Source organism: Streptosporangium sp. 'caverna', assembly GCF_003203775.1.
Classification (GTDB): domain Bacteria; phylum Actinomycetota; class Actinomycetes; order Streptosporangiales; family Streptosporangiaceae; genus Streptosporangium; species Streptosporangium subroseum.
Map to the genome: position 1 here is coordinate 1,613,975 of NZ_CP029711.1, position 25,726 is coordinate 1,639,700.

21 protein-coding genes are annotated in these 25,726 nt (G+C 68.5%); 16 read left to right on the forward strand and 5 right to left on the reverse strand.

The genetic code is table 11. The features are described 5' to 3' along the window. Positions 1-81: 81 nt before the first annotated feature. The 4 genes from DKM19_RS07255 to DKM19_RS07270 are packed head-to-tail and all read left to right on the forward strand — an operon-like array spanning position 82 to position 4,548. Positions 82-3,171 carry a nitrate- and nitrite sensing domain-containing protein gene (locus DKM19_RS07255; protein WP_162641349.1) on the forward strand — a complete coding sequence of 1,030 codons (3,090 nt, stop codon included), beginning with the start codon at positions 82-84 and terminating at the stop codon, positions 3,169-3,171. Beyond that, positions 3,168-3,590, forward strand: a complete 423-nt coding sequence (locus DKM19_RS07260) for a roadblock/LC7 domain-containing protein (RefSeq protein WP_089208025.1) — start codon at positions 3,168-3,170, stop codon at positions 3,588-3,590. The genes DKM19_RS07255 and DKM19_RS07260 overlap by 4 nt, the downstream gene beginning before the upstream one ends. Before the next feature lie 27 nt (positions 3,591-3,617). After that, positions 3,618-3,980, forward strand: a complete 363-nt coding sequence (locus tag DKM19_RS07265) for a DUF742 domain-containing protein (protein ID WP_089208026.1) — start codon at positions 3,618-3,620, stop codon at positions 3,978-3,980. 10 nt (positions 3,981-3,990) lie between these two features. Continuing rightward, positions 3,991-4,548, forward strand: a complete 558-nt coding sequence (locus tag DKM19_RS07270; protein ID WP_110705530.1) for an ATP/GTP-binding protein — start codon at positions 3,991-3,993, stop codon at positions 4,546-4,548. A gap of 262 nt (positions 4,549-4,810) precedes the next feature. On the opposite strand, the gene DKM19_RS07275 is transcribed toward DKM19_RS07270, so the two are convergent. Continuing rightward, positions 4,811-5,740 (reverse strand): ABC transporter substrate-binding protein, encoded by a 930-nt coding sequence (locus DKM19_RS07275; protein ID WP_204358688.1) that lies wholly within the window; start codon positions 5,738-5,740, stop codon positions 4,811-4,813. A gap of 809 nt (positions 5,741-6,549) precedes the next feature. Here DKM19_RS07275 and DKM19_RS07280 point away from each other — a divergent pair. Further along, positions 6,550-9,165: a nitrate- and nitrite sensing domain-containing protein gene (locus DKM19_RS07280; RefSeq protein ID WP_239514127.1), complete on the forward strand. Its 2,616-nt coding sequence runs from the start codon at positions 6,550-6,552 to the stop codon at positions 9,163-9,165. Between the two features lie 159 nt (positions 9,166-9,324). Then, on the forward strand, positions 9,325-9,801 hold the full coding sequence (locus DKM19_RS07285; protein ID WP_255415506.1) for a DUF742 domain-containing protein: 477 nt from the start codon (positions 9,325-9,327) through the stop codon (positions 9,799-9,801). 52 nt (positions 9,802-9,853) lie between these two features. On the opposite strand, the gene DKM19_RS07290 is transcribed toward DKM19_RS07285, so the two are convergent. Together DKM19_RS07290 and DKM19_RS07295 are read right to left on the reverse strand one after the other, a co-directional pair. After that, entirely contained in the window at positions 9,854-10,906 is a 1,053-nt protein-coding gene (locus tag DKM19_RS07290; protein ID WP_110695048.1) for an SIS domain-containing protein, read from the reverse strand. A 79-nt stretch (positions 10,907-10,985) separates the two neighbouring features. Then, on the reverse strand, positions 10,986-11,954 hold the full coding sequence (locus tag DKM19_RS07295; RefSeq protein ID WP_110695049.1) for an aminoglycoside phosphotransferase: 969 nt from the start codon (positions 11,952-11,954) through the stop codon (positions 10,986-10,988). Between the two features lie 363 nt (positions 11,955-12,317). Here DKM19_RS07295 and DKM19_RS07300 point away from each other — a divergent pair, with 363 nt between their 5' ends. The 4 genes from DKM19_RS07300 to DKM19_RS07315 are packed head-to-tail and all read left to right on the forward strand — an operon-like array spanning position 12,318 to position 16,132. After that, positions 12,318-13,460, forward strand: a complete 1,143-nt coding sequence (locus DKM19_RS07300) for a spermidine/putrescine ABC transporter substrate-binding protein (protein WP_204358689.1) — start codon at positions 12,318-12,320, stop codon at positions 13,458-13,460. Further along, positions 13,460-14,341, forward strand: a complete 882-nt coding sequence (locus tag DKM19_RS07305) for an ABC transporter permease (protein WP_204358690.1) — start codon at positions 13,460-13,462, stop codon at positions 14,339-14,341. Before DKM19_RS07300 ends, DKM19_RS07305 begins: the two co-directional genes overlap by 1 nt. Beyond that, a complete protein-coding gene (locus DKM19_RS07310) occupies positions 14,334-15,107 on the forward strand; it encodes an ABC transporter permease (protein ID WP_110705534.1) in 774 nt (257 codons plus the stop codon). The genes DKM19_RS07305 and DKM19_RS07310 overlap by 8 nt, the downstream gene beginning before the upstream one ends. After that, positions 15,107-16,132: an ABC transporter ATP-binding protein gene (locus tag DKM19_RS07315; protein ID WP_089208031.1), complete on the forward strand. Its 1,026-nt coding sequence runs from the start codon at positions 15,107-15,109 to the stop codon at positions 16,130-16,132. Before DKM19_RS07310 ends, DKM19_RS07315 begins: the two co-directional genes overlap by 1 nt. Here DKM19_RS07315 and DKM19_RS07320 read toward each other — a convergent pair. After that, the gene (locus DKM19_RS07320; RefSeq protein ID WP_089208032.1) at positions 16,126-16,752 is read right to left on the reverse strand and encodes a TetR/AcrR family transcriptional regulator; all 627 of its coding nucleotides are present in this window, start codon (positions 16,750-16,752) and stop codon (positions 16,126-16,128) included. The genes DKM19_RS07315 and DKM19_RS07320 overlap by 7 nt on opposite strands. A 126-nt stretch (positions 16,753-16,878) precedes the next feature. On the opposite strand from DKM19_RS07320, the gene DKM19_RS07325 reads away from it, so the two are divergent. The 6 genes from DKM19_RS07325 to DKM19_RS07350 all read left to right on the forward strand — a co-directional run bounded on the left by DKM19_RS07325 (position 16,879) and on the right by DKM19_RS07350 (position 24,269). After that, a complete protein-coding gene (locus tag DKM19_RS07325) occupies positions 16,879-18,150 on the forward strand; it encodes a glycosyltransferase (RefSeq protein WP_204358691.1) in 1,272 nt (423 codons plus the stop codon). 35 nt (positions 18,151-18,185) lie between these two features. Beyond that, positions 18,186-19,583, forward strand: coding sequence for an aminobutyraldehyde dehydrogenase (locus DKM19_RS07330; protein ID WP_110695050.1), 1,398 nt, complete (start codon positions 18,186-18,188; stop codon positions 19,581-19,583). A gap of 195 nt (positions 19,584-19,778) precedes the next feature. Continuing rightward, positions 19,779-22,892 (forward strand): nitrate- and nitrite sensing domain-containing protein, encoded by a 3,114-nt coding sequence (locus DKM19_RS07335; protein WP_162641351.1) that lies wholly within the window; start codon positions 19,779-19,781, stop codon positions 22,890-22,892. Beyond that, the gene (locus DKM19_RS07340) at positions 22,889-23,311 is read left to right on the forward strand and encodes a roadblock/LC7 domain-containing protein (RefSeq protein WP_110695052.1); all 423 of its coding nucleotides are present in this window, start codon (positions 22,889-22,891) and stop codon (positions 23,309-23,311) included. The genes DKM19_RS07335 and DKM19_RS07340 overlap by 4 nt, the downstream gene beginning before the upstream one ends. A gap of 9 nt (positions 23,312-23,320) precedes the next feature. Continuing rightward, positions 23,321-23,722, forward strand: coding sequence for a DUF742 domain-containing protein (locus DKM19_RS07345; RefSeq protein WP_089208036.1), 402 nt, complete (start codon positions 23,321-23,323; stop codon positions 23,720-23,722). 7 nt (positions 23,723-23,729) lie between these two features. Then, entirely contained in the window at positions 23,730-24,269 is a 540-nt protein-coding gene (locus tag DKM19_RS07350) for an ATP/GTP-binding protein (RefSeq protein WP_089208132.1), read from the forward strand. A 680-nt stretch (positions 24,270-24,949) separates the two neighbouring features. On the opposite strand, the gene DKM19_RS07355 is transcribed toward DKM19_RS07350, so the two are convergent. Then, complete coding sequence (locus tag DKM19_RS07355; protein WP_239514128.1) at positions 24,950-25,723, reverse strand: ABC transporter ATP-binding protein; 774 nt, start codon at positions 25,721-25,723, stop codon at positions 24,950-24,952. Between the last annotated feature and the right edge of the window lie 3 nt (positions 25,724-25,726).

A 25,726-nucleotide genomic window follows, 5' to 3' on the forward strand; every position in this document is an offset into this window, starting at 1 on the left:
GGCAAGCGGCCTGCCGCCCGGTTCGGCTTGAGAAACTGGCGCGTTCGCTCGCGCCTTACGGCGCTGATCCTGGTTCCGACCGTGGTGGGCGTCGTGCTCGCCGCCACCCGTGTCGTCACCTCCATTGACAGCGTGGCCGGATACCAGCGGACCGCTGCCGCGGCGGACTACTCGGGAGGGCTGCGCGACCTGGCCCAGGCGCTCGGACTGGAGCGCGACCGCGTTGCCTGGTCATTGTTCCAGCCCTCGAACAAGGGGCTGAAGGACAGCGCCGACGAGCAGAAGAAGACCGTCGACGCGATCGTCAACCGGGTCCGGCTCCAGCTGCAGGGGATCGACGAGTCCTACGGCCCCCGAGTGGCCAAGGCGGCGAAGGACGTGACCTACCAGCTCGCGGGACTGCCCGAGTTGCGCAAGGTGACCGGCACCGCCCAGGTGGAACGGTACAACCAGATGGTCTCCCCGCTGCTGCAGCTCCACGAGGAGCTGACCCTGGTCAGCGACGATTCGGAGATCATCGGTAACACCCGTGCGCTCAGCGCTCTGGCCCACGCCAAGGAGGAGATCTCCCAGCAACGGGCTCGCCTGCTGGCCGGCTACTACGCCCCCACGCTGATCAACCCGCAGGAGCTCGAGAAGTTCATCGCCTCCCGCTCGCGCATGCAGGAGTACGAGGCGGACTTCAGCGTCGAGGCGAGCCCGGACAACGGCCAGCTCTTCGTCAGCGCCATGCAGGACGAGAAGGTGACCCGCGCCGAGCTGACCAAGGCCAGGGCGATCTTTCTCGCGAGCGACCGGAGACACACCGGCCGGCTGATCTCCGATTTCAACGCCGTCAAGCAGTGGTTCTCGGACAACGGCACCACCATCGACCGGATCAAGAAGGTCGAGACCCAGGTCGCCAGTGACGTGGTCACCCGGGCCCGCGAGCTGGAGGACACCGAGCAGCGCAACGCGATCATCACGGCCGGGCTGATCCTGGTCCTGCTGCTCCTGGTCCTCGGTCTCACCGTCCTCATCGCCCGCTCGATGGTCCAGCCGCTGCGCCGCCTGCGGGTCGAGGCCCTGGACGTGGCCGGATTCAGGCTTCCCGAGGTCGTGCGCCGTCTCCGGGTCTCCGGAGACACCCAGACACCTGACATCGCCCCCATCTCCGTCGACACCAAGGACGAGATCGGGGAAGTCGCCAAGGCCTTCGACGAGGTCCACCGGCAGGCCGTCCGGCTGGCCGCCGAGGAGTCCGAGCTCCGCTCCAACATCAGTGCCATGTTCGTCAACCTGTCGCGCCGTACGCAGACCCTGGTCGAGCGGCAGATCTCGCTGATCGACGGTCTGGAGAAGGGCGAGGAGGACGGCGGCCGCCTGTCGGACCTGTTCAAGCTCGACCACCTCGCCACCCGCATGCGCCGCAACTCCGAGAACCTCCTGGTCCTCGCCGGTCACGAGCCGACCCGCAGGCGTAGCCAGCCGGCCAAGCTCGTCGACGTCGTGCGCGCCTCGCTGTCGGAGGTCGAGGACTACGAGCGCGTCCAGGTCAAGGTGCACCGCGCGATCTCGGTCGCGGGCAGCACCGCCAACGACATCGTCCACCTGGTCGCCGAGCTGGTGGAGAACGCCATCCAGTTCTCCCCGCGGGCCAGCCAGGTCGTGGTCTCCAGCAGCATGATCGAGGGTGGCGGCGCGCTGCTCGCGGTCAGCGACGTCGGCATCGGCATGACCAACGAGGAACTGGTCGAGACCAACCGCCGCCTGGCCGACCCGCCCGTCGTGGACGTGTCGGTGTCGCGGCGGATGGGCCTGTTCGTGGTCGGCCGCCTGGCGCTCCGCCACGGCATCCGCGTCCAGCTCCGCCCGCAGGAGGTCGGCGGCCTCGTCGCCATGGTCCTCCTTCCGCCGGAGCTCATGGTCGAGATGGTCCAGCCGACCCAGACCCCGTCGTGGGGCGTCAACCCGCCCCCCCAGCAGAGTTCGTACGGGCAGGCCTCCTTCGGTCAGACCTCCTTCGGTCAGACCCCCGTCTCGCGGGATCCCTCGTACGGGGATTCGTCCTTCGGTCAGCCCGCTGCCCCGCGATCCCTTTTCGGGGAGACGCCCGCTCCGCGGAGCCCCGCGTACGGTGAGTCGTCCTTCGGAGAGGCTCCCGCTCCGCGAACTCCTTTCGGTGAGCCTCCCGCTCCGCGAACTCCTTTCGGTGAGCCTCCGGCTCCGCGGGGCTCCGCGTACGGTGAGTCGTCCTTCGGAGAGACCCCCGCCTCGCGAATTCCCTTCGATGAGACCTCCGTCTCGCCGGGTTACGGGGAGTCGTCCTTCGGCCGGGCACCGGGCGCGGCCGACCCGCAGACACCCCCGTACGGCTCCACGTCGATGTCCGACGACCATTCGGCCTCCGGCCGGCAGGGGTTCCCGGCGCCCTCGCTCGGCGCCCCGGTGACCGGCGAGTTCGCCCTTCCCCGGCGCCCGGCGCAGGACACGAACGGCAACGGATCCACCCCTCCCACGGGGTTCCCCAGCTGGGGAGAGGCCTCGTACGACGACGCGGAGACCTCGTCGATGCCCGCGGTGGGATACTCCCCGCTCGAAGCCGAGCCGGAGGAGTTCCTGCCCATCTTCGCCTCGATCGAGTCGGCCTGGTTCCGCCGGGCAGACGACGAGAGCGAGCGCGAGGCCGTCGTCGAGGAGCCCGCGCAGGGAGCGGCGGCGCCGTTCCCCGGCCCGCTGGACTCCCCGGCCGGGTCCGGTCCGGCGACCGGCGTGCCGTTCTCCGAAACGATCCAGGGAACCACCGGCTCACCGGTTCGTGAGCCGGTGGCGGAGCCGATCCACGAGTCGCTTCGTGAGCCGATCCGCGGATCGGCCAGGGAGGGGGTTCCGGTGCGAGAGACCGGAAACTGGCAGACGCCGGCCGACGCCGGATGGCAGGCGGCGCAGGCGGCGGTTGATCCCGCCCTCGGCGGGGTCACCGCGGCAGGCCTGCCCAAGCGCACTCCCAGAGCCAACCTGGTGCCCGGCGTCGCAGCCAGTGTGCTGCCGTCCACCACCCCGATGCCGCCGATATCGGCGGACCGTGTACGTAGCCGCCTGTCGAGTTTCCAGCAAGGTGTGCGACGGGGCCGTGCTGAAGTAGATGAAGATGCCACCGGTAACCCGGGGGTCAAGGAGGAGGGTTCGTGACGACTCTGAGCCATGAGGCACGCAGGTTCGACTGGCTGATCACCGAGTTCGTCCGCGGTACCCCCGGGGTCGCGCATGCGGTGTGCGTCTCGGCCGACGGACTGCGGATCGCCAGCTCCGAGGGTTTTCCAACCGATCGAGCCGACCAGCTGGCCGCGGTCGCGGCCGGCCTGCTGAGCCTGACCGTGGGCGCGTCGCGCGTTTTCGAGGGCGGCGCGGTCACCCAGACCGTGGTCGAGATGGAACGCGGCCTGCTGCTGGTGATGGCGATCAGCGACGGTTCGGTGCTCGCCGTGCTGGCCTCTCCCGAGTGCGACATGGGTCTGGTGGCCTATCAGATGACCCTCCTCGTCGACCGGGCCGGCCAGGTGCTCACCCCGGCTCTCCGGGCCGAGCTGCAGTCCTCCCGGAGCCGATAGTGAGCGTGTTCTTCACAGGAGAGGGCCGTGCTCGGCGGTGACGGAACCGGGGACGAAGAGCCCCTGTTCCGTCCATATGCGGTCACCGGTGGCCGATCCGAACCGCGCTATCACATGGCTCTGGAAACTCTGGTCTCCTCCTCGTTCATCATGGAGGAGGATATGGCCCTGCTCACTCCCGAGCAGGATGCCATCATCAGGCTGTGCCGTTCGTTCCGGTCGGTCGCGGAGATCTCGGCCCTGCTGAGGATTCCGCTCGGCGTGGCCCGCGTGCTGGTGGCCGACATGGTCGATGAGGGCCTGGTCCGTATCCATCAGCCACGTCTCGAACAGGGACAGCCGGATCTCAACATGCTCGAAAGGGTTCTCAGTGGACTACGCAGGCTCTAATCACGGAGGCCTGACGTCAACGAAGATCGTTGTCGCGGGCGGGTTCGGCGTGGGCAAGACCACGTTCGTGGGCGCCGTGTCGGAGATCCTCCCGCTGACCACGGAGGCGGTGATGACCGACGCCAGCGCCGGCATCGACGACCTCGGCCTCACTCCGAACAAGGCGACGACCACCGTCGCCATGGACTTCGGCCGCCTTTCGCTGGACAAGGACCTGATCCTCTACCTGTTCGGCACCCCCGGTCAGCACCGGTTCTGGTTCATGTGGGACGACCTGGTCCGCGGCGCCATCGGCGCGGTGGTCCTGATCGACACCAGGCGGCTGGCCGACGGCTTCCCTGCGATCGACTACTTCGAGGAGGCCAAGCTCCCCTTCGTGGTCGGTGTCAACGGCTGGGACGGGCAGTTCCCGCATTCGGAGGACGAGGTGCGGGAGGCACTGGCGCTGGCCCCGCACATTCCCGTCGTGCGCACCGACGCCCGCTACCGCGACTCCGTCAAGAGCACGCTCATCACCCTGGTGGAGCATGTCCTGCGAGTCCGCGCGGCCTATGGCACGCCGGTCTAGGGAAACCCAGGGAAAACCAGGGAAAACAGAGCTCCCGCCGAGGCGGCCGTCCGCGAGTGTTCGCCCGCGTGACGGCCGCTTTTCGCGTCCGGCCTGACGCCTCCGGGCCGACCGGCCGGCCCGGAGGCGCCGGTCGGCCCGGGCCCTCGCGGCCGAGCGCTGGGATGCCGGGGAACAGCCGGTTGGGCCCCCACGGCCGGAGCGCTGGGACGTCGGGGTCGGTCGGCTGGATCCTCGCGGCCGGAGCGCTGGGACCTCGGGGTCAGCTGGGCACCCAGTCCTTCCAGACGATCCTGTTCGCCTTGATCCACTTCGCGGCCGCCTGGTCGGCGTTGAGGCCGTTGTTGGTCATGTCGTTCGCGACCGCGTTCTGCTGGGCGTTCGTCCACACGAAGTTGCGCACCAGTTCGTAGGCCCTGCCGCCGGTGTCGGCGAACCGCCTGCTCACGATCTTGTCGAGCAGGTAGGGCGGATAGTCGCACTTGACCTCGGCGGCTCTGGCGTCACAGCCGATCGCGTACGGCGGAAGATTGATCTTCACCAGTTTGGTCTGGGCGAAGAGCCACTGTGGTTCGTAGAAATACATCAGCAGCGGGGTACGCTGCTCGGTCGCTCGCCTGGCGGCGTCGATCAGGGCCTTCTCGCTGCCCGCGTAGACGACCTTGTAGTCGAGGCCGAGATTGCGGACCAGCGCCTCGTCGTTGGTGACGTATGAGGGGTCTCCGTCAAGGAGTTGGCCTAAATCGCCAGACTTATTCGTTTTGAATAGATGGGCGTACTTGTTGAGCTGCCGCCAGTCGGTGATATCCGGGTATCGGTCGGCCATCCATTGTGGGACGTACCACCCAATGGCGCCTTTGTTGCCATTTCTTCCAGCGGAGACCGCGACCTTCTTCTCCTCGATGTAGGTTTTCTTCTCCGCCTCGCGTCCCCAGTTTTCGACGATGACGTCGACCGTGCCCTTTTCGAGTCCCTTCCAGGATTCGGCCTCGTTGAGCGGCACTTCCCGCACCTGGTAGCCGAGCTCCTGGGTCAGGAGGCGGGAAAGGACCGCCGCGCTGGCCTCGTAGCCCGCCCACCCGTTGATGGCGATCTTCACGGTGCCGCCGGTCGCCGGAGGTCTCTCCTGCTCGCCGCTGCACGCGGTGAGGAGAAGGAGCGCCGCGGCTGCCGCCGCGAGTCGTCTTCTCACGAGGCCGGCCGATCGGTTGCTTGGGGACCCGGAAAAGCCCGGGCCGTCGGATAAGGCCACTCTCTCCTCCGAAGCTCGACGCCAGGATCCGCCGAGTGTAGCGAGGGCCGGCCCTCCGGCTTTCGCGCCGGGCATGAGGGGCCGCGGGGAGGCGTCTTCGGGAGGCGATCGTGTCTTCGGCGGAGTTCCTTGAAGCGGGATGGCCGCATGCGGTAACGTTCGTTTTCATCGAACATAGGTTCGAAATCGAGCCGATCGAACGAGGGTGAGTTTCGGCGATGCGACGGAGCCGCCGGCTCGGCGCCGACGGCGCGGGAGCCCCCCTGCTGTGCGGGGGTGGAGCGCCGATCCGCGCACCCGGCGCCGACGGGAGGCCTCTCGGGCGTTCGTGCCGGAGGGGAGGTCAGGGGCGCAGGGGGCGGGACATAGCGGAGATACCGCAAATAGCAATATTTTGATCTCCTAGAGATCGTTGCGACCCCTCCACCCTGCCGTCCGCCCGTCTGCGCGTCCGTAATGGAACGATGCAAACGGTCATATATATGGGATAAACACCCGATAATGGTATTTAGATGCCCAAATCCGGAGCCCTGGATCTTGGTTGGAGCTCCAGGTTTTGTCCTCTGTCGCCCAGTGAACCGGGCATTTGTTTGGGCTCGGTTCCATTGGCCTCGTGGGTTGAGATGTGCTCGAATTGCCCGGAGTCATGGGAAATTCGGCCAGGCGGCTCATCCACCGAGAGGCAGCGTTCGGTGAGTACACACAAGGTCCAAGCTTCGGGCAGCGGTCTGCGCCTGCGGAATTGGCGCGTGCGTTCGAGACTCGTCGCGCTCATCCTGGTGCCCACCGTCGCCGCGGTGCTGCTCGGCGGAGTTCAGGTATTCGCCTCACTGCGCGCTGCCACCGACTACCAACGGGTCAACGACCTCGCCAGGCTCTCCGACCATGTCGGCCAGCTCACCCATGAGCTGGCCTCCGAACGCGACCGCATGGCCTGGTTCATCGCCCTCGGCCGGCCGCAGGGCGGCGTGAAGATCGTGACCGACCGGATGAGCTCGGTGGACGGAGCGGTGAGGCGCGTCCGCGACAGCGGCACCCCGCTCATCGACGTGATGAGCGGCCGTACCAGGGACAAGGTCGAGACCGGGCTCGCCCGGCTGGACGATCTCCAGCCGTTGCGGGACCAGGCGCTGAAGTCGACGCTGCTGCCCGACGCCGCCATCGACGCCTACTCCCTGATCATGGCCGACCTGCTCTCCCTCCACGACGAGCTCGGCAGGGGCAGCGCCGACGACGTGCTCCTGGGCCAGGCTCTTACCCTGGGCGCGCTCGCCCGCGCCAAGGAGGCGCTCTCACTCCAGCGGGCCCTGCTCACGGTGGTGCTGGTCGCCGAGCGGTTCGAGCAGGGGCAGATGGAGACGTTCCTCGGCGCGCTCTCCACCGAGCGCAACGAACGCAAGACCGTCGCCGCCGAGGCCGGAGGCGAGGGCCGCCGCCTCTTCGACGAGACCGTCAACGGCAGGACCGCCGACCGGGCTGAGTTCCTCCGGGAGCTGATCCTGCTCCGCGCGGCCTCCGGCGCCCCGCTGAAGGGGCTGGACCTGGCGAAGAAGGACGACGCCAAGGAGTGGTTCGACGCGTCGTCGGTGACGATCGACCGGATGCGCGAGGTCGAGAAGCGGTACGCCCAGGACATCGTCGTACGGAGCCAGGAGCTGAGGAACGCCGAGCAGAGCCGTGCCCTGCTGGTCGCCGCAGTGGTCGCGGGCCTGCTGCTGATCGTGCTGCTGATCACCACCGGCGTGGCGCGCTCGCTGGTCAGACCGTTGCAGCGGCTGCGCAGGGAGGCGCTGGAGGTCGCCGGAGAACGGCTGCCCGCCTACGTCCAGCAGGTGCGCGAGTCGCGTGACGGTGAGCTCCCCGCCGAGGTGCCGTCGATCGGAGTCGTGTCCCGCGACGAGATCGGCGAGGTCGCGCGGGCGTTCGACGAGGTCCACCGGGAGGCGGTACGACTGGCGGGCGACGAGGCCAGGCTGCGCAACACGGTCAACGCGATGTTCGTCAACCTCTCCCGCCGGAGCCAGACACTGGTGGAACGCCAGCTCACCCTGGTCGAACGGCTGGAGCGCGGCGAGCGCGACGACCAGCGCCTGGCCGACCTGTTCAAGCTCGACCACCTGGCCACCCGCATGCGCCGCAACAGCGAGAACCTCCTGGTCCTGGCCGGGCAGGAGGTGGTGCGGCGCTGGCGTCAGCCGGTCGAGCTGATGGACGTGGTCCGGGCCTCACTGTCGGAGGTGGAGAACTACGAACGGGTGGTGACCCGGGTCAACTCCGAGGTCGCCGTGGCGGGCCCGGCGGTGAGCGACGTGGTCCACCTGCTCGCGGAGCTGGTGGAGAACGCGGTCTCGTTCTCGTCCAGGGCCAACGAGGTCGTGGTGTCCAGCAGCCCCATCGACGGCGGCGGTGTGATGATCTCGGTGGCCGACCAGGGCATCGGCATGACGCCCGACGAGATCTCCCAGGTGAACTGGCGCCTGGCCAACCCCCAGACCGCCGACGCCTCGGTCGCCCGCAGCATGGGGCTGTTCGTGGTCGGCCACCTCGCGCTCAAACACGGCATCCGCGTTCAGCTCAGCCCCCAGGAAACCGGCCTGAACGCCATGATCGTCCTTCCCGAGAGCCTCCTCGCCCCTCTCCCCGATGCCACCCCCCTCCCCGGCCCCCTCACCGGCACCGATGCCGCGCCTGCGCGGTTCGGCGGTCCGCTCCCCGCGGTTCCCCTCCTGGCGGCGCCGTTCGCTCAGGAGATGCCTGCCGTGCCATCGCAGACCTGGCCCGCGGGGATGGCGGAGCCGAGCGTGTGGAACCCACCCGCCGAACGGCTCACCTGGGCGGAGCGGGAGGACAGCCGGTTTCCCCAGCCGCCGCCCGGCCCGCTCGACCGTCGCCCCGGCGAGGCGAACGGCATCGGATCGATGCCGAACGGGGGAGCGTCGCCGCCGGATTCGGAGGACGAGTTTCTGCCGATCTTCGCCGCGGTGGAGTCGGCCTGGTTCCGCATCGCCGCGGATCTCGCGGAGAACCCCACCGGGGAGCCCTCCACCGCCGAGTTCCCCGCCGTGGATCCGGGCCGGGCCGTTCCCGCGGAGCCCCGGGCCGAGCCCGATTCCTGGTCGTCCCCCGGTGACAGCGGCTGGCGCGCCGCCCAGGCGGCGAGCGTCCCCACCTCCGGTGGGACGACCGCGTCGGGCCTGCCCAAACGGGCTCCCAGGGACAATCTGATCCCCGGCTCGGTGAGCCCGCTCAACGAGCCCCAGCCGCCCGCGGCGCCCATCTCGGCCGAGAAGGTCCGCAGCCGGTTGTCCAGTTTCCAGGAGGGCGTGCGCAAGGCCCGTAACGAGCTCCCGAACCGGGAGAATTAAACCGTGCCGGGTGAATACTGGAATGATCGACAGGGGTCTCGAGAGGGTCGTGGTCTGCCACAGGAAGACCCTCCCCGATATCGGCAGAGGTCCAGGGACGGTCATGTGCCGCCGCGGGAAGACCCTCCCCGATACCGGCAGAGGTCCAGGGACGGCCATGTGCCGCCCCAGGAAGACCCGCTCCGATATGACGCGCAGGCCGAACCTCCTGGCGACGACCCGTGGTCCGAGCCCCCGGCGTACAACTCGCAACAGGACGTGCCCCTCCCGTACGGCGCGGCATACGGAGAGCCTCCCGAGGAGGAGAGCTCGCTGGTGCGGATGTACACCGTCAGCCGCGGGCGGACCGCTCCGCGCACCAAGCTCGCCATGGAGGCCCTGGTCTCCTCCGCGACCACCGAGCAGCTCGGCCTGTCCTACATCCGCGAATACCGGGTCATCAGCGAGCTCTGCCGTCAGATCCGCTCCGTCGCCGAGATATCCGCCCTCCTCGGCACCCCCCTCGGCGTCGCGCGCGTCCTGATCTCGGACATGGAGTCCGAGGGCCTGGTCCGGATCCACCACCCCCAGATCGATGAGAGGGGCCCGGGGCCCGACCTGCTCGAACGCGTCCTCGGAGGTCTCAACAGCCTCTGACCGCCTCGTGGTCCGCAGCCCCATGGGGGCTCCGCGCGCCGAGGCGCACGGGTTATCCGGCGAGCCACCACCGGGCGGCGATGAGCTCGGCCACCAGCGTCTCGGTCAGGAGCGCGACGTCGGGGTCGTCGTCGTGGCGGTAGCGGACGGAGCCCTTGGCGTCGGGGAGCTCGCCGCCGACGGTGAGGACGGCGGAGCCGCGCTCGCGGATCCACTCCATGGCCTGGTCGTCGTAGGGGGAGCCGGGGAACAGGATGGCCCGGTAGTCGAGGGTCTTGGTCAGGTAGACGTCCACGTGGGACCAGTCGCCGGTCTCGCACGCGTCGGCCGCCCGGCGGGGACCCTCGCGGAACATCAGGGCGGACTGCTCGGCGGAGGACAGGCGTTCGGCGGGGGCGATCGTGTAGACGCCGTTCGGCCCGTCGAGCAGGCTCATCGCCGGCTCCAGCCACTCGCCGCGACGGTCCAGCAGGTCGGTGGTGGCCTCGGCCGTACGGCGCAGCAGGCCGGGCACGTCCAGGCGAGCCCCGTCCACGCCGGGCACCTTCACGCCGGGAACGTCCAGGCCGGGCATGGGCGTGCCCGGCAGGGACTCGGGGCCGGGGAGCGGGCCGGACGTGGTGGCGGTGAGGTGGTTCTGCAGGGCCAGGAGCAGGCCGATGGTGTGCTGGAAGGTCCGGCAGGACACACCGCCGCGCTCCTCGCCCGCGACCATGGGGACCACCAGGTCGGCGCCCTCGGTGATCGCGGAGCCGGGCCTGTTGGTCAGGGCGAGCACGAAGGACCGGCCGCGATAACGGGCGACCGCGTCGAGGGTCTCCCTGCTGCCGCCGGTGGCGGAGATCGCGACGACCAGGGTGTCCGGAGTCGCCGGATAGGACGCGGTGGCCGAGGCGTACTCGGCCACCGCGTCCACGCCCGCCGCCCGCAGGCGCAGGGCGGCCACCCGGGCGGCGTATCGGGAGCTGCCCATGCCGAGGAAGACCACCCGCCGGATGCCGGCCGGGATCCCGTCGAACGGGTCTCCGGTCTCCAGGGTGCTCGCCAGCGCGGCCAGCGCGGCAGGCTTGGCCTCCAGGTCGGCGAGGTACAGCTCGGGGTTCACATGCGCTCCTTCAACTTCAGCGTTGGACCATCGGTGCCGATTTCAGCGTCGGGTCATCGGTGCCAAGACCGATGTCGGGTCACCGGTACCACGACCGTAGGACGCCCATGGGTGCGTAACGCCAGCGGGGGAGGTGACCGGCGGCGTAGATGAGCTCGCGGCACTCCTGCTCGACCTCGAACGGGCGGAGCAGGGAGCGGTCCAGCAGGTCGGCGTGGCCGAGCTCGGTCAGGCGGCCGACATAGGCGGACTCCAGGGCGGCGCGGGCGCCGGCGGCCCATCCGGCGATCACGTGGGGGTCGGCGTCGCGGCGCTTGACGGCGACCTGGCCGACGTGTTCGAGGCTGGTGGTGAGCTGGGCGAGGTCGCGGGCGGCGGGCTGGAAGGGCTCCGCGCCGACGACCGTCGGGTTGCCGTCGAAGTCGATCACAGCGTAGCCGTCACGCCAGCGGAGCATCTGACCCACGTGCAGGTCGCCGTGGATGCGGATCAGCGGGGTGGCGCCGGAGGAGGCCAGCGGGGCGATCTCCGCGCGGAGTGCGCCGGCGTGGGCCGAGAGCCAGTCGCCGTCGTCACCGCCGGTCAGCGTGAGCGCCGTGTTCACGGCCTCTTCGGCTCGGGTGAACCACGGGTTCACCGGCCTAATGTCATGATGTCCGTGTTTGTCCTGTGTGTGCCGTACGGGGAACGTCGCGGTGCGCACGGGGTCGGGGAAGGTCTCGGACGGGGTGGCCATCGCCGCGTGCAGATCGGCGGAGAGGACGCCCAGGTCGGCGGCGAAGGACGTGCCGCCGGAGACGGCCTCGTCCACGCACCACTCCCAGCCGTCCACGGCATCCGGGAGGTAGGCGGTGACCAGGGCGAGCAACAGCTCGCCCTCATCGTCCCTGCGGGACACGGCCGCGTACGGCGTGGCCGTCGCGGTGAAGCCGACCGAGGTCAGGTGGGCGAACACGTCCGGGGTCGGCTGGGGTAGCGGGGCCGGAGGAGTGAGCCATTTCACGACCACGCTCTCGCCGACGACCACTGAGCGATTGGTCTGATCCACGTCGAACCCGCGTTCGCCGGCCGGATCATCCTGACGATTCGATGACGTTTGAGTACCACTTGAGAAACCGGAAGCGGCGGGTTCGGGAAGAGGGTGAAAGTGACGAACGATGAATGGTTCGGAAACAGCGCAGGTCAAAGCCTCAACTAGTTGGCTTGTTCGCCCGTCGCCGGCCTCCGGAACCGTGTCGAGTCGGTTCCATATTGAACATCGGTTCACCAAACAAACCAGGCTTTCCAGGGGCGGTGTCCCGAAAAGTCTTGCTCAAGTTATTCTTGGCTGCAACACTCCTGCTTTGGTCTGCCGTGTCTACTGCGACCAGTCTGCCCCCACTTACACTGAATTTTGAAGGAGAATGCGGCCGTGTCCCGTATCCGGTACACCCGTCGTTTTCCGGCTGCCGTCATGGTGGTCGGACTTGCGCTCGCAGCATCGGCCTGCGGCGGGGAGGCCGCAGACAACACTGCCGCCGTCCCTGCCGCCAGTGCCTCTTCCGCGCAGCTCAACCCGAACGCGGATCTTTCCAAGCAGAGCGTGGCCATCTCGGTGTGGCCCGGCTACACCCCCGAGGACCTCCCCGCGAAGGTCAAGGCCAAGCTCGGGCTGGACCTGAAGGTCGCGCTTCATGACACCAACGAAATCATCATGGCGAAGCTGACCGCGGGCACCGACACGGGTTTCGACGTGGCCTTCGTCTCCGGCCAGTACGCCCAGGCCCTCAACGAGGCCGGCCTGCTGGAGCCGATCCACCCCGAGCTCATCCCGAACCTTGCGAACCTCTACCCCGAGGCCAAGGAGCTCGCCTACGACAAGGGCAACACCTTCTCGGTCCCCTACACCTGGGGCACCACGGGCATCTGCTACCGCACCGACCTGGTGAAGACCCCGCCGACGAGCTGGGAGGACATCCTCAACCCGCCCGCCGAGGCCGTGAAGAAGGTCACGATGATGACCACCGAGCGCTGGCTGGCCCTGCCCGCCCTCAAGGCGCTCGGCTACTCGGTCAACACCAGGAGCGACGACGAGCTCGCCAAGGTCAAGGCGAAGCTGCTGGAGGCCAAGCCGAAGCTGCTCGGCTACGACGACACCACCTTCGGCGACAAGCTCAAGAGCGGCGAGACCGTGATGGCCGAGGCGTGGGACGGCTGGTGCCCGACCACCGAGAAGAACATCAAGTTCATGGTGCCGCCGGTGGTCAACGGCAAGGGGGGCAGTGACCTCTGGGTGGACACGATGGTCGTGCTGAAGTCCTCCAAGAACAAGGAGGCCGCCCACGCGTTCATCAACTACATCCTGGACCCGGAGATCCACGGCTGGGCCGCGGAGACGATCCTCTACAAGGTCCCGAACAAGGCCGCGATGGACTCCATCGACCCCGCGCTCAAGGCCGCCAACGCCCCGCTCCAGATGACCCCCTCGCAGCTGCTCGAGGGTGAGTCCATCGTCGACCTCGGCGAGGACTCGGTGAAGTTCACCCGGCTCGCGACCGAGGTCTCGGCGAAGTAGTGGCACGTTCCACCGTCTCCGGCGCGCCTGTGAAGTCACAGGCGCGCCGGTCGCGTGCCCTGGGACGGCTTGTCTTCCTGGGGCCGGGTCTGACCTACCTGATCGTTCTTCTGCTGGTCCCGCTGGCGCTGCTTCTCAGCTACATCCCCTTCCGCAGGGGCCGCTTCGGCGGCATCGTCTACGAGCTGACCGGGGAGAACTTCACCCGGTTGATCGATCCGCTCTACCTCGACGTCGTGCTCGGTTCGCTGAAGATCGCCACGATCGCGACGGTGATCGCCCTGCTGGTCGGCTATCCGACGGCGTACCTGATCGCTCAGCTTCCCCGGAAGTGGAAGACGATCGCCCTGGTCGCGATCGTGCTGCCGTTCTGGACGAACTTCCTGGTCCGCATCTACGCCTGGATCATCCTGCTCAGCGGCCCCGGCCTGGTGAACTCCACGCTCATGGACCTGGGGCTGATCGACAAGCCGCTGGAGCTGCTCTACAACCAGGGCACCATCATCACCGGCCTCGTCTACTCCTACCTGCCGCTGATGGTGCTGCCCCTGTACGCGGCGATCGAGAAGCTGGACCCGCAGCTCCGCGAGGCCTCGGCCAACCTCGGAGCCAGGCCCGCCCGGACGTTCCTCTCCGTGACGCTGCCGCTGACCCTGCCGGGCGTGATCACCGGGTGCCTGTTCGTCTTCGTGCCGAGCTTCGGTAACTTCGTCGTTCCCGAACTGCTCGGCGGCGGCCGTTCGATCATGGTCGGCAACCTGATCAGGGACCAGTTCCTCAAGGCGCGCGACTGGCCGTTCGGAGCCACCCTCTCGCTGGCGCTGATCGCCGTGCTGATCGTCCTGCTCCTCCTGCAGGCCTGGAGTGCCCGCCGTGCGTAGACCCCGCCTGATGTACGTCCCCTTCTGGATGACCTACGTCTTCCTGTACACGCCGATCGTGGTTCTTGTTGCGATGTCGTTCAACTCCGACGACTCGCCCTACACCTTCGGCGGCTTCAGCCTGAAGTGGTACGGCGAGCTCGCCTCGGACGCGAACGTCCGCGAGGGCCTGATCAACACGTTGATCGTGGCGGTCGGATCCACCGTGCTGGCCACCGCGCTCGGCACCCTGCTGGCCGTGGGCCTGGCCCGCCACAGCAGGTCACGGCTGCTGGACGCGATCAGCGTGATGCCGGCCGTCCTGCCCGACCTGGTGCTGGGCATCGGCCTGCTCGTGTTCTACGCCACGATCAAGGCGACCCTCGGCCTGTACTCGGTGGTGCTGGCGCACACGGTGTTCGGCATGGCGTTCGTGACCGCGGTGGTCCGGACCCGGCTCGCCAACAGCGACACCTCCCTGGAGGAGGCGTCCAGGGACCTGGGCGCGACGCCGTTCACCACGTTCTTCCGCATCACGCTGCCGCAGCTCGCGCCGGGCATCGTGGCGGGTGCGCTGCTGGCGTTCACGCTCTCCATCGACGAGTTCGTGATCGCGTCCTTCACCGCGGCGCCGCTCGAGCCCACCCTGCCCATCGTCATCTACTCAATGGTCCGCTTCGGGGTCACTCCGGAGATCAACGCGCTGGCCACACTGCTGCTCGCCGTGAGTTTCACCGTAGTGATCGCGGCGCAGCGGATGACCCGACTGACGGAGTCCCTGTCCTAATGTTGCAGATCACAGGTGTCAGCCGCCGGTTCGGCGACATCACGGCTCTGTCGGAGGTCTCCCTGGAGATCCGGCAGGGCGAGTTCTTCGCGCTGCTCGGTCCCAGCGGCTGCGGCAAGACGACCCTCCTGAGAATCCTGGCCGGCTTCGAGGCCCCCGACGAGGGCACCGTCACGCTGGACGGCGAGGACCTTCTCCGGCAGGCCGCGCACCGCCGGCCGGTCAACCTCATGTTCCAGTCCTACGCGCTGTTCCCGCACATGACCGTGGCGAAGAACGTCGCCTACGGCCTGGAGAGGGAGAAGCTGGCGGGGGCGGAGATCCGCCGCCGGGTGGGCGAGGTCCTGGAGAAGGTCGGGCTGGACACGATGGCCGGGCGCAAACCGCAGCAGCTCTCCGGCGGCCAGCGGCAGCGGGTCGCGCTGGCCCGCGCGATCGTGAAGCGGCCGCGCCTGCTGCTGCTGGACGAGCCGCTGTCGGCGCTGGACAAGAAGGTGCGCGCGGAGATGCAGCTGGAGCTCAAGCGGCTCCAGAACGAGGTCGGCATCACCTTCGTCGTGGTCACCCACGATCAGGAGGAGGCCATGTCCCTGGCCGACCGGATCGCGGTCTTCAGCGAGGGCAGGGTCCAGCAGGTGGACGCGCCGGTGGAGCTGTACGAACGCCCGCGCACCCCGTTCGTCGCCGGCTTCGTGGGGGCCAACAACCTCTTCGAGGGCAGGGCCTGCTCGGTCGGCCTGGCCAGTGACGGGCTCGGGGTGCTCCCCGGAGTGTCGACCCTGCCCGACGGGACGCCCGCGCTGCTCGCCGTACGGCCGGAGCGGCTCAGGCTGGACGGCCAGGGCGTACTCCGCGGAGACGTCGTCGACGTCAGCTTCTACGGCGGTGTCTCGCACGTCTCGGTCCGGGTGGCCGGGCGCTCGACGCCGGTTCTGGTGGCCACCCAGGGGGCCACCCAGGTCCAGGCGGGATCTCCGGTGGCACTCTCCTGGTCTGCCGGGGACGGAGTGCTGATCCCTCAGTGAGACGTCTTGAGCGGGTTGTTCGCCTTGAGCGGGTTGCCGGTCGCGATTCTGGCATAGGCCAGGATCAGCTCGACCGCCTCCTCCGGGCCGATCACCGGGTGGCGGGCCGTTATGCGGTAACCGTACGCATCTTCGAGCGCGACCAGGTTGCGGGCGATGACCAGCGCGTCACCGGTCAGGGTGAAGGTCCCCAGCGCGGCTCCGGTGTCCAGGATGCTCTGGTAGAGCGAGACCTGGCGGTCGTAGAGCGTGGTGAGCAGCAGCGCGTACATCCTGTTGCGGGCCGCGGCTCCGCCGAGCTCGTTGAGCAGCCGGACGTCCGGGTCGTCCGGGCCGTGCGGCAGACCCGAGCGGATGGTCACGACGAGCTTCTCGGCGGGATCGCGCATGCCGTTGATCCGCTTGAGGCGCTGCTCGTAGAAGCGCTCCATCCCGGCGTGGTGGGCGTCGACCAGCAGCTCGCCGAGGCGGGGATAGTGGTAAAGGACGGCCCCGGAGGTCAGTCCGGCCTCCTCGGCGACGTGGTTGAGATGAACTCCCTCGGTGCCGTACCGGATGATCGCCCGGTGCGCGGCCGCGATGAGATCCAGACGCCGATCCGCCCGCCCCTTGCGCGTCATAATTCCCCGCTCGTCGAAGACCATTCTCTGTGCCGGGGTCCATAGTGACCGTTTTCGGCCGGTTTTGCTAGCTAGACAATTGAATCGCTCTTCAAAAAGCCAACAACCTAGACGCTAGGAGGCGTGGTGTCTCTCACGATCCTGTTCATGCCGGAGAGTGCCTACGGGCCGACGAACAACTGCATCGGCATCGGTGACATTCTGCGTCGGCGTGGACACCGCGTCGTCTTCGCCGCTGAATCCTCCTGGAAGGGAAAACTGGAGGCTCTGGGTTTCGAGGAGGATCTGGTCGACCTCGCGCCGCCGTCTGAGGAGGAGCAGGACGCGGGACAGTTCTGGAAGGACTTCATCCGGGACACCGCCCCCGAGTATCGCAAGTCGACTCAGGTGCAGCTGGAGACGGTGACCAAGCCGATCTGGGACGCGCTCATCGACGGCGTGAAGTACTGCGAGCCGCAGCTGAAGGCGATCATCGAGCGTGTTCAGCCCGATGTCATCGTCGAGGACAACGTCATCACCTTCCCGGCGCTGCTGACGGCGGGCAAGCCGTTCGTCCGCATCGTCTCCTGCAACCCGCTGGAGGTGCGCGGCGAGGACGTGGCGCCGGTCTTCTCCGGGCTGCCCGCCGACGACCGTTCGGAGTGGGACGCCTTCCGCGCCGAGTACGACCGCACCCACCGTGAGATCTGGACGGCCTTCAACGAATGGGTCGTCGCCCAGGGCGCCGAGCCGCTGCCGGACCTGGACTTCATCCACGAGGGGGACCTGAACCTCTACGTCTTCCCCGAGATCACGGACTACATCGACGCCCGCCCGCTGCCCGCCTCCTGGCACCGCCTGGACTCCTCGGTCCGCGAGACCGACGGCGGCTTCGAGCTCCCCGCGTCGCTGGCCGACAAGGACGGCGCGCTGGTCTACTTCTCGCTCGGCTCGCTCGGCTCGGCGGACGTCTCCCTGATGCGGCGGGTCATCGAGGTGCTGGGCACCACCCCGCACCGCTTCATCGTCTCCATGGGTCCGCTGCACGAGGAGATCGAGCTCGCCGACAATATGTGGGGCGCCGAGTTCGTGCCGCAGACTAAGATCATTCCCCTGGTGGACCTGGTCATCACGCACGGCGGCAACAACACCACCACCGAGGCGCTGCACTTCGGCAAGCCCATGATCCTGCTGCCCCTGTTCTGGGACCAGTACGACAACGCGCAGCGTGTCCACGAGCTCGGCTACGGCGTGCGCCTGTCCACCTACGAGTTCACCGACTCCGAGCTGACCGGCGCACTGGAGCGGCTGCTCGGCGACACCGGACTCCGCGAGCGCCTGGCCGCCGCCGGCGAGGAGATCCGCCGGCGTGACGGCCTGCGCAAGGCCGCGGACCTGATCGAAAAGGCCGGCGCCTAAAAGGTTCCCCGCACGACCACGATGAGGGAAGTTCCATGGGCAAGTTGATCAACCCGGCAACCGGCGAGCTCCTGCGGGAGGTGGCCGACACCCCGCTCGACGGGGTGGCGGCCGCCGTACGACGCGCGCGCGCCGCCTTCGAGGAGTGGAGCGCGGCGACCCCGGCCGAGCGGGCCAGGGTGATGCTGCGCTTCGCCGACCTCGTCGAGGACGACGCCGAGGAGCTCACCCGGCTGGAGGTCTCCGAGACGGGCAAGCCCGCGACGGTGTTCCGCGACGGCGAGCTGCCGTTCGCGGCCGACAACCTTCGCTTCTTCGCCGGGGCGGCCCGCTCGCTGGACGGCACCGGCGCGGGGGTGCTCAGCTCCGGCTACACCTCGGTGCTGGTCCGCCGCCCGGTCGGCGTCGTCGGTTCGATCGCCCCGTGGAACTTCCCCCTTGTCATGGCCGTGTGGAAGATGGGCCCCGCACTCGCGGCGGGAAACGCGGTGGTCATCAAGCCCGCACCGCAGACGCCGGGCACCACGCTCAGGCTGGCCGAGCTGTTCGCCCGTGCCGGGGCGCCCGAGGGCCTGCTTCAGGTGGTTCTCGGCGACGCGGAGGTGGGAGAGGCCCTGGCCGGTGATCCGGGCGTCGACATGGTGAGCGTCACGGGCTCCACCGCGACCGGCCGCGCCGTCATGCGCGGGGCCGCCGGATCGCTGAAGCGGGTCCACCTGGAACTCGGCGGCAAGGCCCCGGCCCTGGTCTTCGGTGACGCGGACCTGGCCGAGATGGCCAGGGGAGTCGCGATGGGCGCGACGTACAACACGGGTCAGGACTGCACGGCCGCGACCCGCGTCTACATCTCCCGCGAGGTGTACGGCGAGGCCGTCGAGGCGCTTCGCGCGACGCTCGAACAGATCAAGGTGGGGGATCCCTGGGATCCGGCCACCGACATCGGCCCGCTGATCTCCGCGGGTCACCGCGACCGCGTGCACGGCTTCGTGGAACGTTCTGGCGCCTCCGTGCTCTGCGGCGGCGCCCCCCTGTCCGGCCCGGGCTTCTACTACCCGCCGACGCTGATCGCCGACGCCCGCCAGGACAGCGAGATCGTCCAGGGCGAACTGTTCGGCCCGGTGCTGGTGGCCCTGCCGTTCGACGGTGAGGACGAGGCGGTACGGCTGGCCAACGACACTCCCTACGGCCTGGCCTCCTCGGTCTGGTCCAGGGACGTGGCCAGGGCGCTGCGTGTCTCCCACCGGCTGGACGTGGGCGTGACCTGGGTCAACGACCACCTGCCCATCGCCTCCGAGGCGCCGCACGGCGGGGTCAAGGGAAGCGGCTTCGGCAAGGACATGAGCCAGGAGGCGGTCCAGGAATATTCGGTGACCCGCCACCTGATGATCAAACATCAGGCTCCGGAGGCCAGAGACTCATTCCGGCCCGCTTGATCTTTGATGTCGAAAATCCCTTTTGTGGGCTTTCGTCGGCATTTACTCCATTCGAAGTGACATAAAGGATGTGCTCAAATTGCTTCCGCCGCTTCCAAACCTGTCGAGGGGCTACGTAGGCCAGTGATGACACAAGACCGCCGGAGCCACCGCGCGTCAGGGGTGGGCAGTCGACTCCTGCCGGCGAACTGGCGTGTGCGTCCCCGTCTGGTCGCGCTGATCCTGCTCCCGACCGCGGCGGCCGTCCTGCTGTCCGGTCTTCAGCTGACCGCCTCGCTGTCCACCGCCGCCGAGTACGGCAGGATGACCGAGGTCGCCTCACTCGTCGAGGGTCTTGGCACCCTCTCCCACGAGATGGCAGAGGAGCGCGACCTCACCGCCTGGTACATCGCCAACAACCGCAACGCCACCCGGTTCAAGCGGGTCAAGGATCAGCAGCAGACGGTCGACCGGACCTCCAAGCAGGTTCTGAGCGCCATCGACGGCCTCGACGGCGCGCAGACGGCTCGCGTCCGCACCGAGACCTCCCAGATGCGCCGCTGGCTGGAGGGTCTCCCAGGTCTGCGAAAGCTGATCACCGGGAGCAATGTCCTTCCGCGCGCCGCCCTGGGCATGTACTCGCGGATGATCGCCGACTTCATCACCCTCCACGACGACCTGGGCCGCAGCGGCGGCGACGAGCGCCTCATCGGTGACGCGCTCGCGCTCGGTGCGCTGACCCGGGCCAAGGAGCAGGTCGCCAGGGAGCGGGGCATCCTGCTCGTCGGCCTGATCCAGCGGAAGTTCGACTTCGACGACCCGGCCGACTTCCTGGGGGCTTACAAGAGCCAGGAGAGCGAACTGGCCTCCTTCCGGGCGACCGCCACGGCCGACGACATCAAGCGCTTCCGCGACGTGGTCAGCGGCCCGAAGATCGACAGGGCCGACGCCATGCGTGCCCTGGTCATGTCCCGCATGCGCGAGAACAAACCACTGGCCAGGCTCGGGATCACCGAGTGGTACGACTCCTCCACCGCGATGGTGGACGCCATGCGGACCGTCGAGCGCGGCCTCTCCGCCGCGGTGGTCTCCCGCAGCCAGGAGCTGGAGAGCGCCGAACAGCGCAGCGCCTTCATCTCCGGTGCCGCGATCCTGGTCCTGCTGGTTCTGATCCTGCTGATCACCGCCTGGGTGGCCGGCACGCTGGTCCGGCCGCTGCGCAGGCTGCGGACCGAGGCGCTCGAGGTGGCCGACACCCGGCTGCCGGAGACCGTCCGCGTGCTGCGGGAGTCCGGCGACCTCGCTCCACACGTCGAGGTGCCCTCCATCGGAGTGGTCTCCCGCGACGAGATCGGGGAAGTGGCGCGGGCCTTCGACGAGGTCCACCGCGAGGCCATCCGGCTGGCGGGCGACGAGGCCCGCCTGCGGAGCAACGTCAACGCGATGTTCGTCAACCTCTCCCGGCGCACCCAGTCGCTCGTGGAGCGGCAGATCGACCTCATCGACGACCTGGAGCAGGGCGAGCAGGACGACGCCCGGCTGGGCAGCCTCTTCAAGCTGGACCACCTGGCCACCCGCATGCGCCGCAACTCCGAGAACCTCCTGGTCCTCGCCGGCCAGGAGCAGAGCCGCCGGTGGAGTGAGCCGGTCCCGCTCAGCGACGTCGTCCGCGCCTCCCTGTCGGAGGTCGAGAACTACGAGCGGGTGACCCTCCGGGTCGAGTCCGGCATCCTGGTCATCGGCCAGGCCGTCAACGACATCGTCCACCTGATCGCGGAGCTCGTCGAGAACGCGATCTTCTTCTCGCCGCAGGACACCAAGATCACGGTGACCAGCAACGGCAACGAGATGGGGGCCGTCATCCTGGCGGTCACGGACTCGGGCATCGGCATGAGCGAGGAAGAGCTGGCCGAGGCCAACCGCCGTCTGTCCGAGCCGCCCGCGGTGGACCTGTCGGTCTCCCGCCGGATGGGCCTGTTCGTGGTCGGCCGCCTGGCCATGCGCCACGGCATCCGGGTTCAGCTACGGCGTCCGGAGGTCGGCGGCCTGAGCGCCGTCGTCCTCCTTCCCGTGCAGGTGGTGGCCCAGCCCGAGCCGGCGATGGCCGGCCCCGCCGGGCAGTCCGGACTGTCCGCGTCGTTCGGCGCCCCGGCGAACCAGGCCCCGTTCGGCTCCGCGTCGAACGGCAACCAGGCCTCGTTCGGCTCCGCGTCGAACAACCCGGGTCTCTTCGACTCCACATCGAACAGCCCGATCCAGTTCGACGCCACGTCGAACAGCCTGGGGTCCTTCGGCGCCACGTCCGGCAACATGGACTCGTTCGGCCTGGCGTCGAACAATCCCGACCCGTTCGGCTCGGCGTCGAACAACCCGGATCCGTTCGGAGCCGCTCCGGTGCGCGGGGCACGGCCGCCCCAGGGACCTCAGGGGCCGCAGGGGCTCGCTCAGCCGCCGGTTCCGGCACAGCCGCCCCAGCCGCCCACTCCGGCGCAGGGGTCGAACAACCTCTGGTCGGCGCCGGTGGTGTCCGCCTCCGCGGTGGAGGATCTGTGGTCGTCGCCTTTCTCGTCGACCTCGCAGACGTCCTTCCCGCCGCCGGGACAGGAGGTCCCCCAGCCCGATCCGTGGGCGCAGCAGCGGGCGGACCTGGCGGAGGACACCCAGACCATGCCCGCGGTCGAGACGTCGGCGCCGGACTCGAAGCCGGACGAGTTCCTGCCGATCTTCGCGGCGGTGGGATCCGACTGGTTCCGCGGCAGCGACGCCGGAGCCGAATCCGAGGTCGAGCCGCTCGACTCCGCACCCGCGGACCCCGCGACTCCCGCAGCCGAGGCCGAGGCCGGTCTCCGGCCGCTGGAGCCCCGGGTCCGTCGGCCAGGGCCGCACGGCCTGGAGCCCCGACAGCCTAAAACCCCTCAAATCGGCGCTCAGGGCCCCGCGGGGCTCCGGGCCGCTCAGCCCCAGGAAGGTCCCCCGCAACTGTCACAGAGGCCGCAGCAGCCCCAGCAGACACAACAGCCCCGGTCGGCCGCGCCGCCCGTTGGCAGGCAGCCGTGGAGCACTCCCGCGGACCAGGGCTGGGCGGCCGCCGAGGCCGCCAAGAAGCCCGCGGAGGGTGGCACGACCGGAGCGGGTCTGCCCAAGCGCGTGCCGAAGGCGAATCTCGTTCCCGGATCCGCCTCCGCGGCGCCGGCGGCGCCGGCGGCCCCGATGCCGCCGATCTCCGCGGAACGGGTGCGCAGTCGTCTGTCCAGTTTCCAGCAAGGCGTACGGCAGGGCCGCGCTGAGATGAGCCAGCGGTCCAACGCCGTCGAGGGAGAGAACCAGTGAACAACCAACTCAGTCAGGCCGCCCGCGGCTTCAACTGGCTGATCACCGAGTTCGTCAAGGAGATGCCGGGGGTGGCGCACGCGGTGATCGTCTCCGCGGACGGCCTTCCGCTGGCCTACTCGCAGGGCTTCCCGAGGGATCGCGCCGACCAGCTCGCCGCGATCACGGCAGGCCTGATCAGCCTGACCCAGGGGGCCGCCCGGGTCTTCGAGGGCGGCTCCGTTTCGCAGACAGTGATCGAGATGCAGCGGGGTCTCCTGCTGACCATGTCGATCAGCGATGGTTCAGCGCTGGCCGTACTGGCTTCGCCGGACTGTGACATGGGCCTTGTGGCCTACCAGATGACGCTGTTGGCAGAGCGTGCCGGCCAGGCGCTCACGCCTGCGCTCCGCGCCGAGCTGCAGTCGGTTCAGCGATAGGGGGGTGATATGGACGCACCGGGTTGGCGTGGACCGGGGGAGGAGTCCCCTAACACGTCTCAGGCGAAGAGTGGGCGAGATCGTTTGATTCGCCCGTACGCTGTGACCGGGGGACGGACCGCCCCCCGGATACAGCTTGCTCTTGAGGCGCTGGTTTCCTCGGCGACGTTGGCGAACGTGGATATATCCACGCTCTCCACGGAGTACCAGGCGATCATTTCGTTGTCCCGGCAGGTGCGCTCGGTCGCCGAGTTGTCGGCGTTGTTGCGCATGCCGTTGGGTGTGACCCGTGTACTGATCGCGGACATGGCGGCCGAGGGCCTGGTGCAGCTTCACCAGCCGCAGCTGGATGCTGGAAAGCCGGATCTCAACTTGCTTGAAAGGGTGCTCAGTGGGCTTCGCAGGCTCTGACGCCGGATTGACATCGACGAAGATCGTTGTTGCCGGCGGGTTCGGTGTCGGCAAGACGACCTTCGTTGGTGCGGTCTCCGAGATCATGCCGCTGACCACGGAAGCGGTGATGACAGAGGCGAGTGCGGGAGTCGACGACCTCTCGCACATTCCGACCAAGCGGACCACCACGGTCGCCATGGACTTCGGCCGGGTTTCGCTGGACCGCGATCTGATCCTGTACCTGTTCGGTACGCCGGGTCAGCACCGGTTCTGGTTCATGTGGGACGACCTTGTGAAGGGTGCGATCGGTGCGATCGTGCTGGTCGACACCAGGCGGCTGGCGGACAGCTTCCCGGCGATCGACTACTTCGAAGAGGCCGGGCTGCCATTCGTCGTGGCGCTGAACGGTTTCGGAGGCTCACACGCTCACGGTGAGGAGGAGGTGCGCGAGGCCCTGACGATCCCCCCGCACATTCCTGTCGTACGGACCGACGCCCGGTCCCGCGACGCGGTGAAATCAACCTTGATCACTTTGGTCGAGCACGTCCTCACCCTCAGGGTCTGAAAGTTACAGCGTGGGCCCACCCCAACGGGTGGGCCCACGCTGTGTTTTCGGAGTGTCCGCAGTACCTCGCAGTACCTCGCAGCATCCCCGCAGCACCCCGTGGTACCCGCGCCAACCGGCGGGCCCCCACTGGCACCGGTCCCCGCGTCTCGTGGCGGGAGAACGGCCATCGGCGGGCGCACACCCCGGTTCGGCCCGGCGACGGCGGCCCGGACAGGCGGCACGTCGGCAGAGCCCGTACGGAGATTCGATCCTCCGCCGGTGACGGTGGTGGCCCGGACGGGCGGCGCATCGCCTACGGAAATCCGTTCCGCCGAGCCGCGGCGGTGTGAAAATTCGATGACGATTTGAATTCGTTTCGAACGCGGAACCTATTTCTCATGAAGATCTTTCTCATAAAGATCTTTGGTCGCATTCGGCCATTTGATTCGCGTCGGCGCGTGCAATCGAACAGCGCGTGATCGGGCGGTTGCGATCGAGTGAAAGAACGGGGCGATCGCGGATCGGCGGGGCCGGAATCAATGGCGACAGCCGAAAGCATGCCCGCCTCGTATAACCGGCGGACATGCTTTTGAACGTTCCATCAATAAAATTGTCCGCGAAGCAATCGCACGCGGTGTGAGCTGGGGGTTCAGGGGAATACGTGCCCGTCGCCGGCTGAGCCGAGATTCAGGCGACCATCACGCGAGGGCCGGCTCGACTCCCCTGACCAGGCGGCCGACCTCGGCGCGCAGGCGGACGAACTCCGGATTCTCCCTGGTGGTGATCTGGTTACGGGGACCTGGGAGGTTGACGCGCAGATCGCCGACGACCCTCGAAGGCGATTTGGACAGCACCACGACCCGGTCTCCGACGTAGACGCTCTCGTCGATGTCGTGGGTGATCAGGACGATCGTCATCTGGTGACGCTCCCTGACCTGCAGGACGAGATCCTCCAGGTCCTCCCTGGTCTGAGCGTCGACGGAGCCGAACGGCTCGTCCATCAGCATCAGCGCGGGACGGTAGGCCAGCGCCCGGGCGATCGCCACGCGCTGCTGCATGCCACCGGACAGCTCGAAGGGGTATTTACTCGCGGCGGCGGGCAGGTCGACCTGCTCCAACGCCTCCTGGGCGGCGGCCATGCGCTGCTTGCGGTCCATGTTCCGGCGGCGCAGCGGCAGGGCGACGTTGTCGGCCACCGACATCCAGGGGAACAGCGAACGGCTGTAGTCCTGGAAGACGACGGCCAGGTTGTCGGGCGTCTGCCGTACCGGGACTCCGCTGACTTCGATGGTTCCGCCGGTCGGCTTGATGAGCCCGGCGATGGAACGCAGCAGAGTGGACTTTCCGCAGCCTGAGGGGCCGACAATGCAGAGAAGCTCGCCCTCGGCGACGCTCAGTTCGAGCCCGCCGATGGCCCGGTGCGCTTTCTCGCCACTGCCGTAGGTGTGGGTGAGGTTGGCGATCTCAAGCAAGGT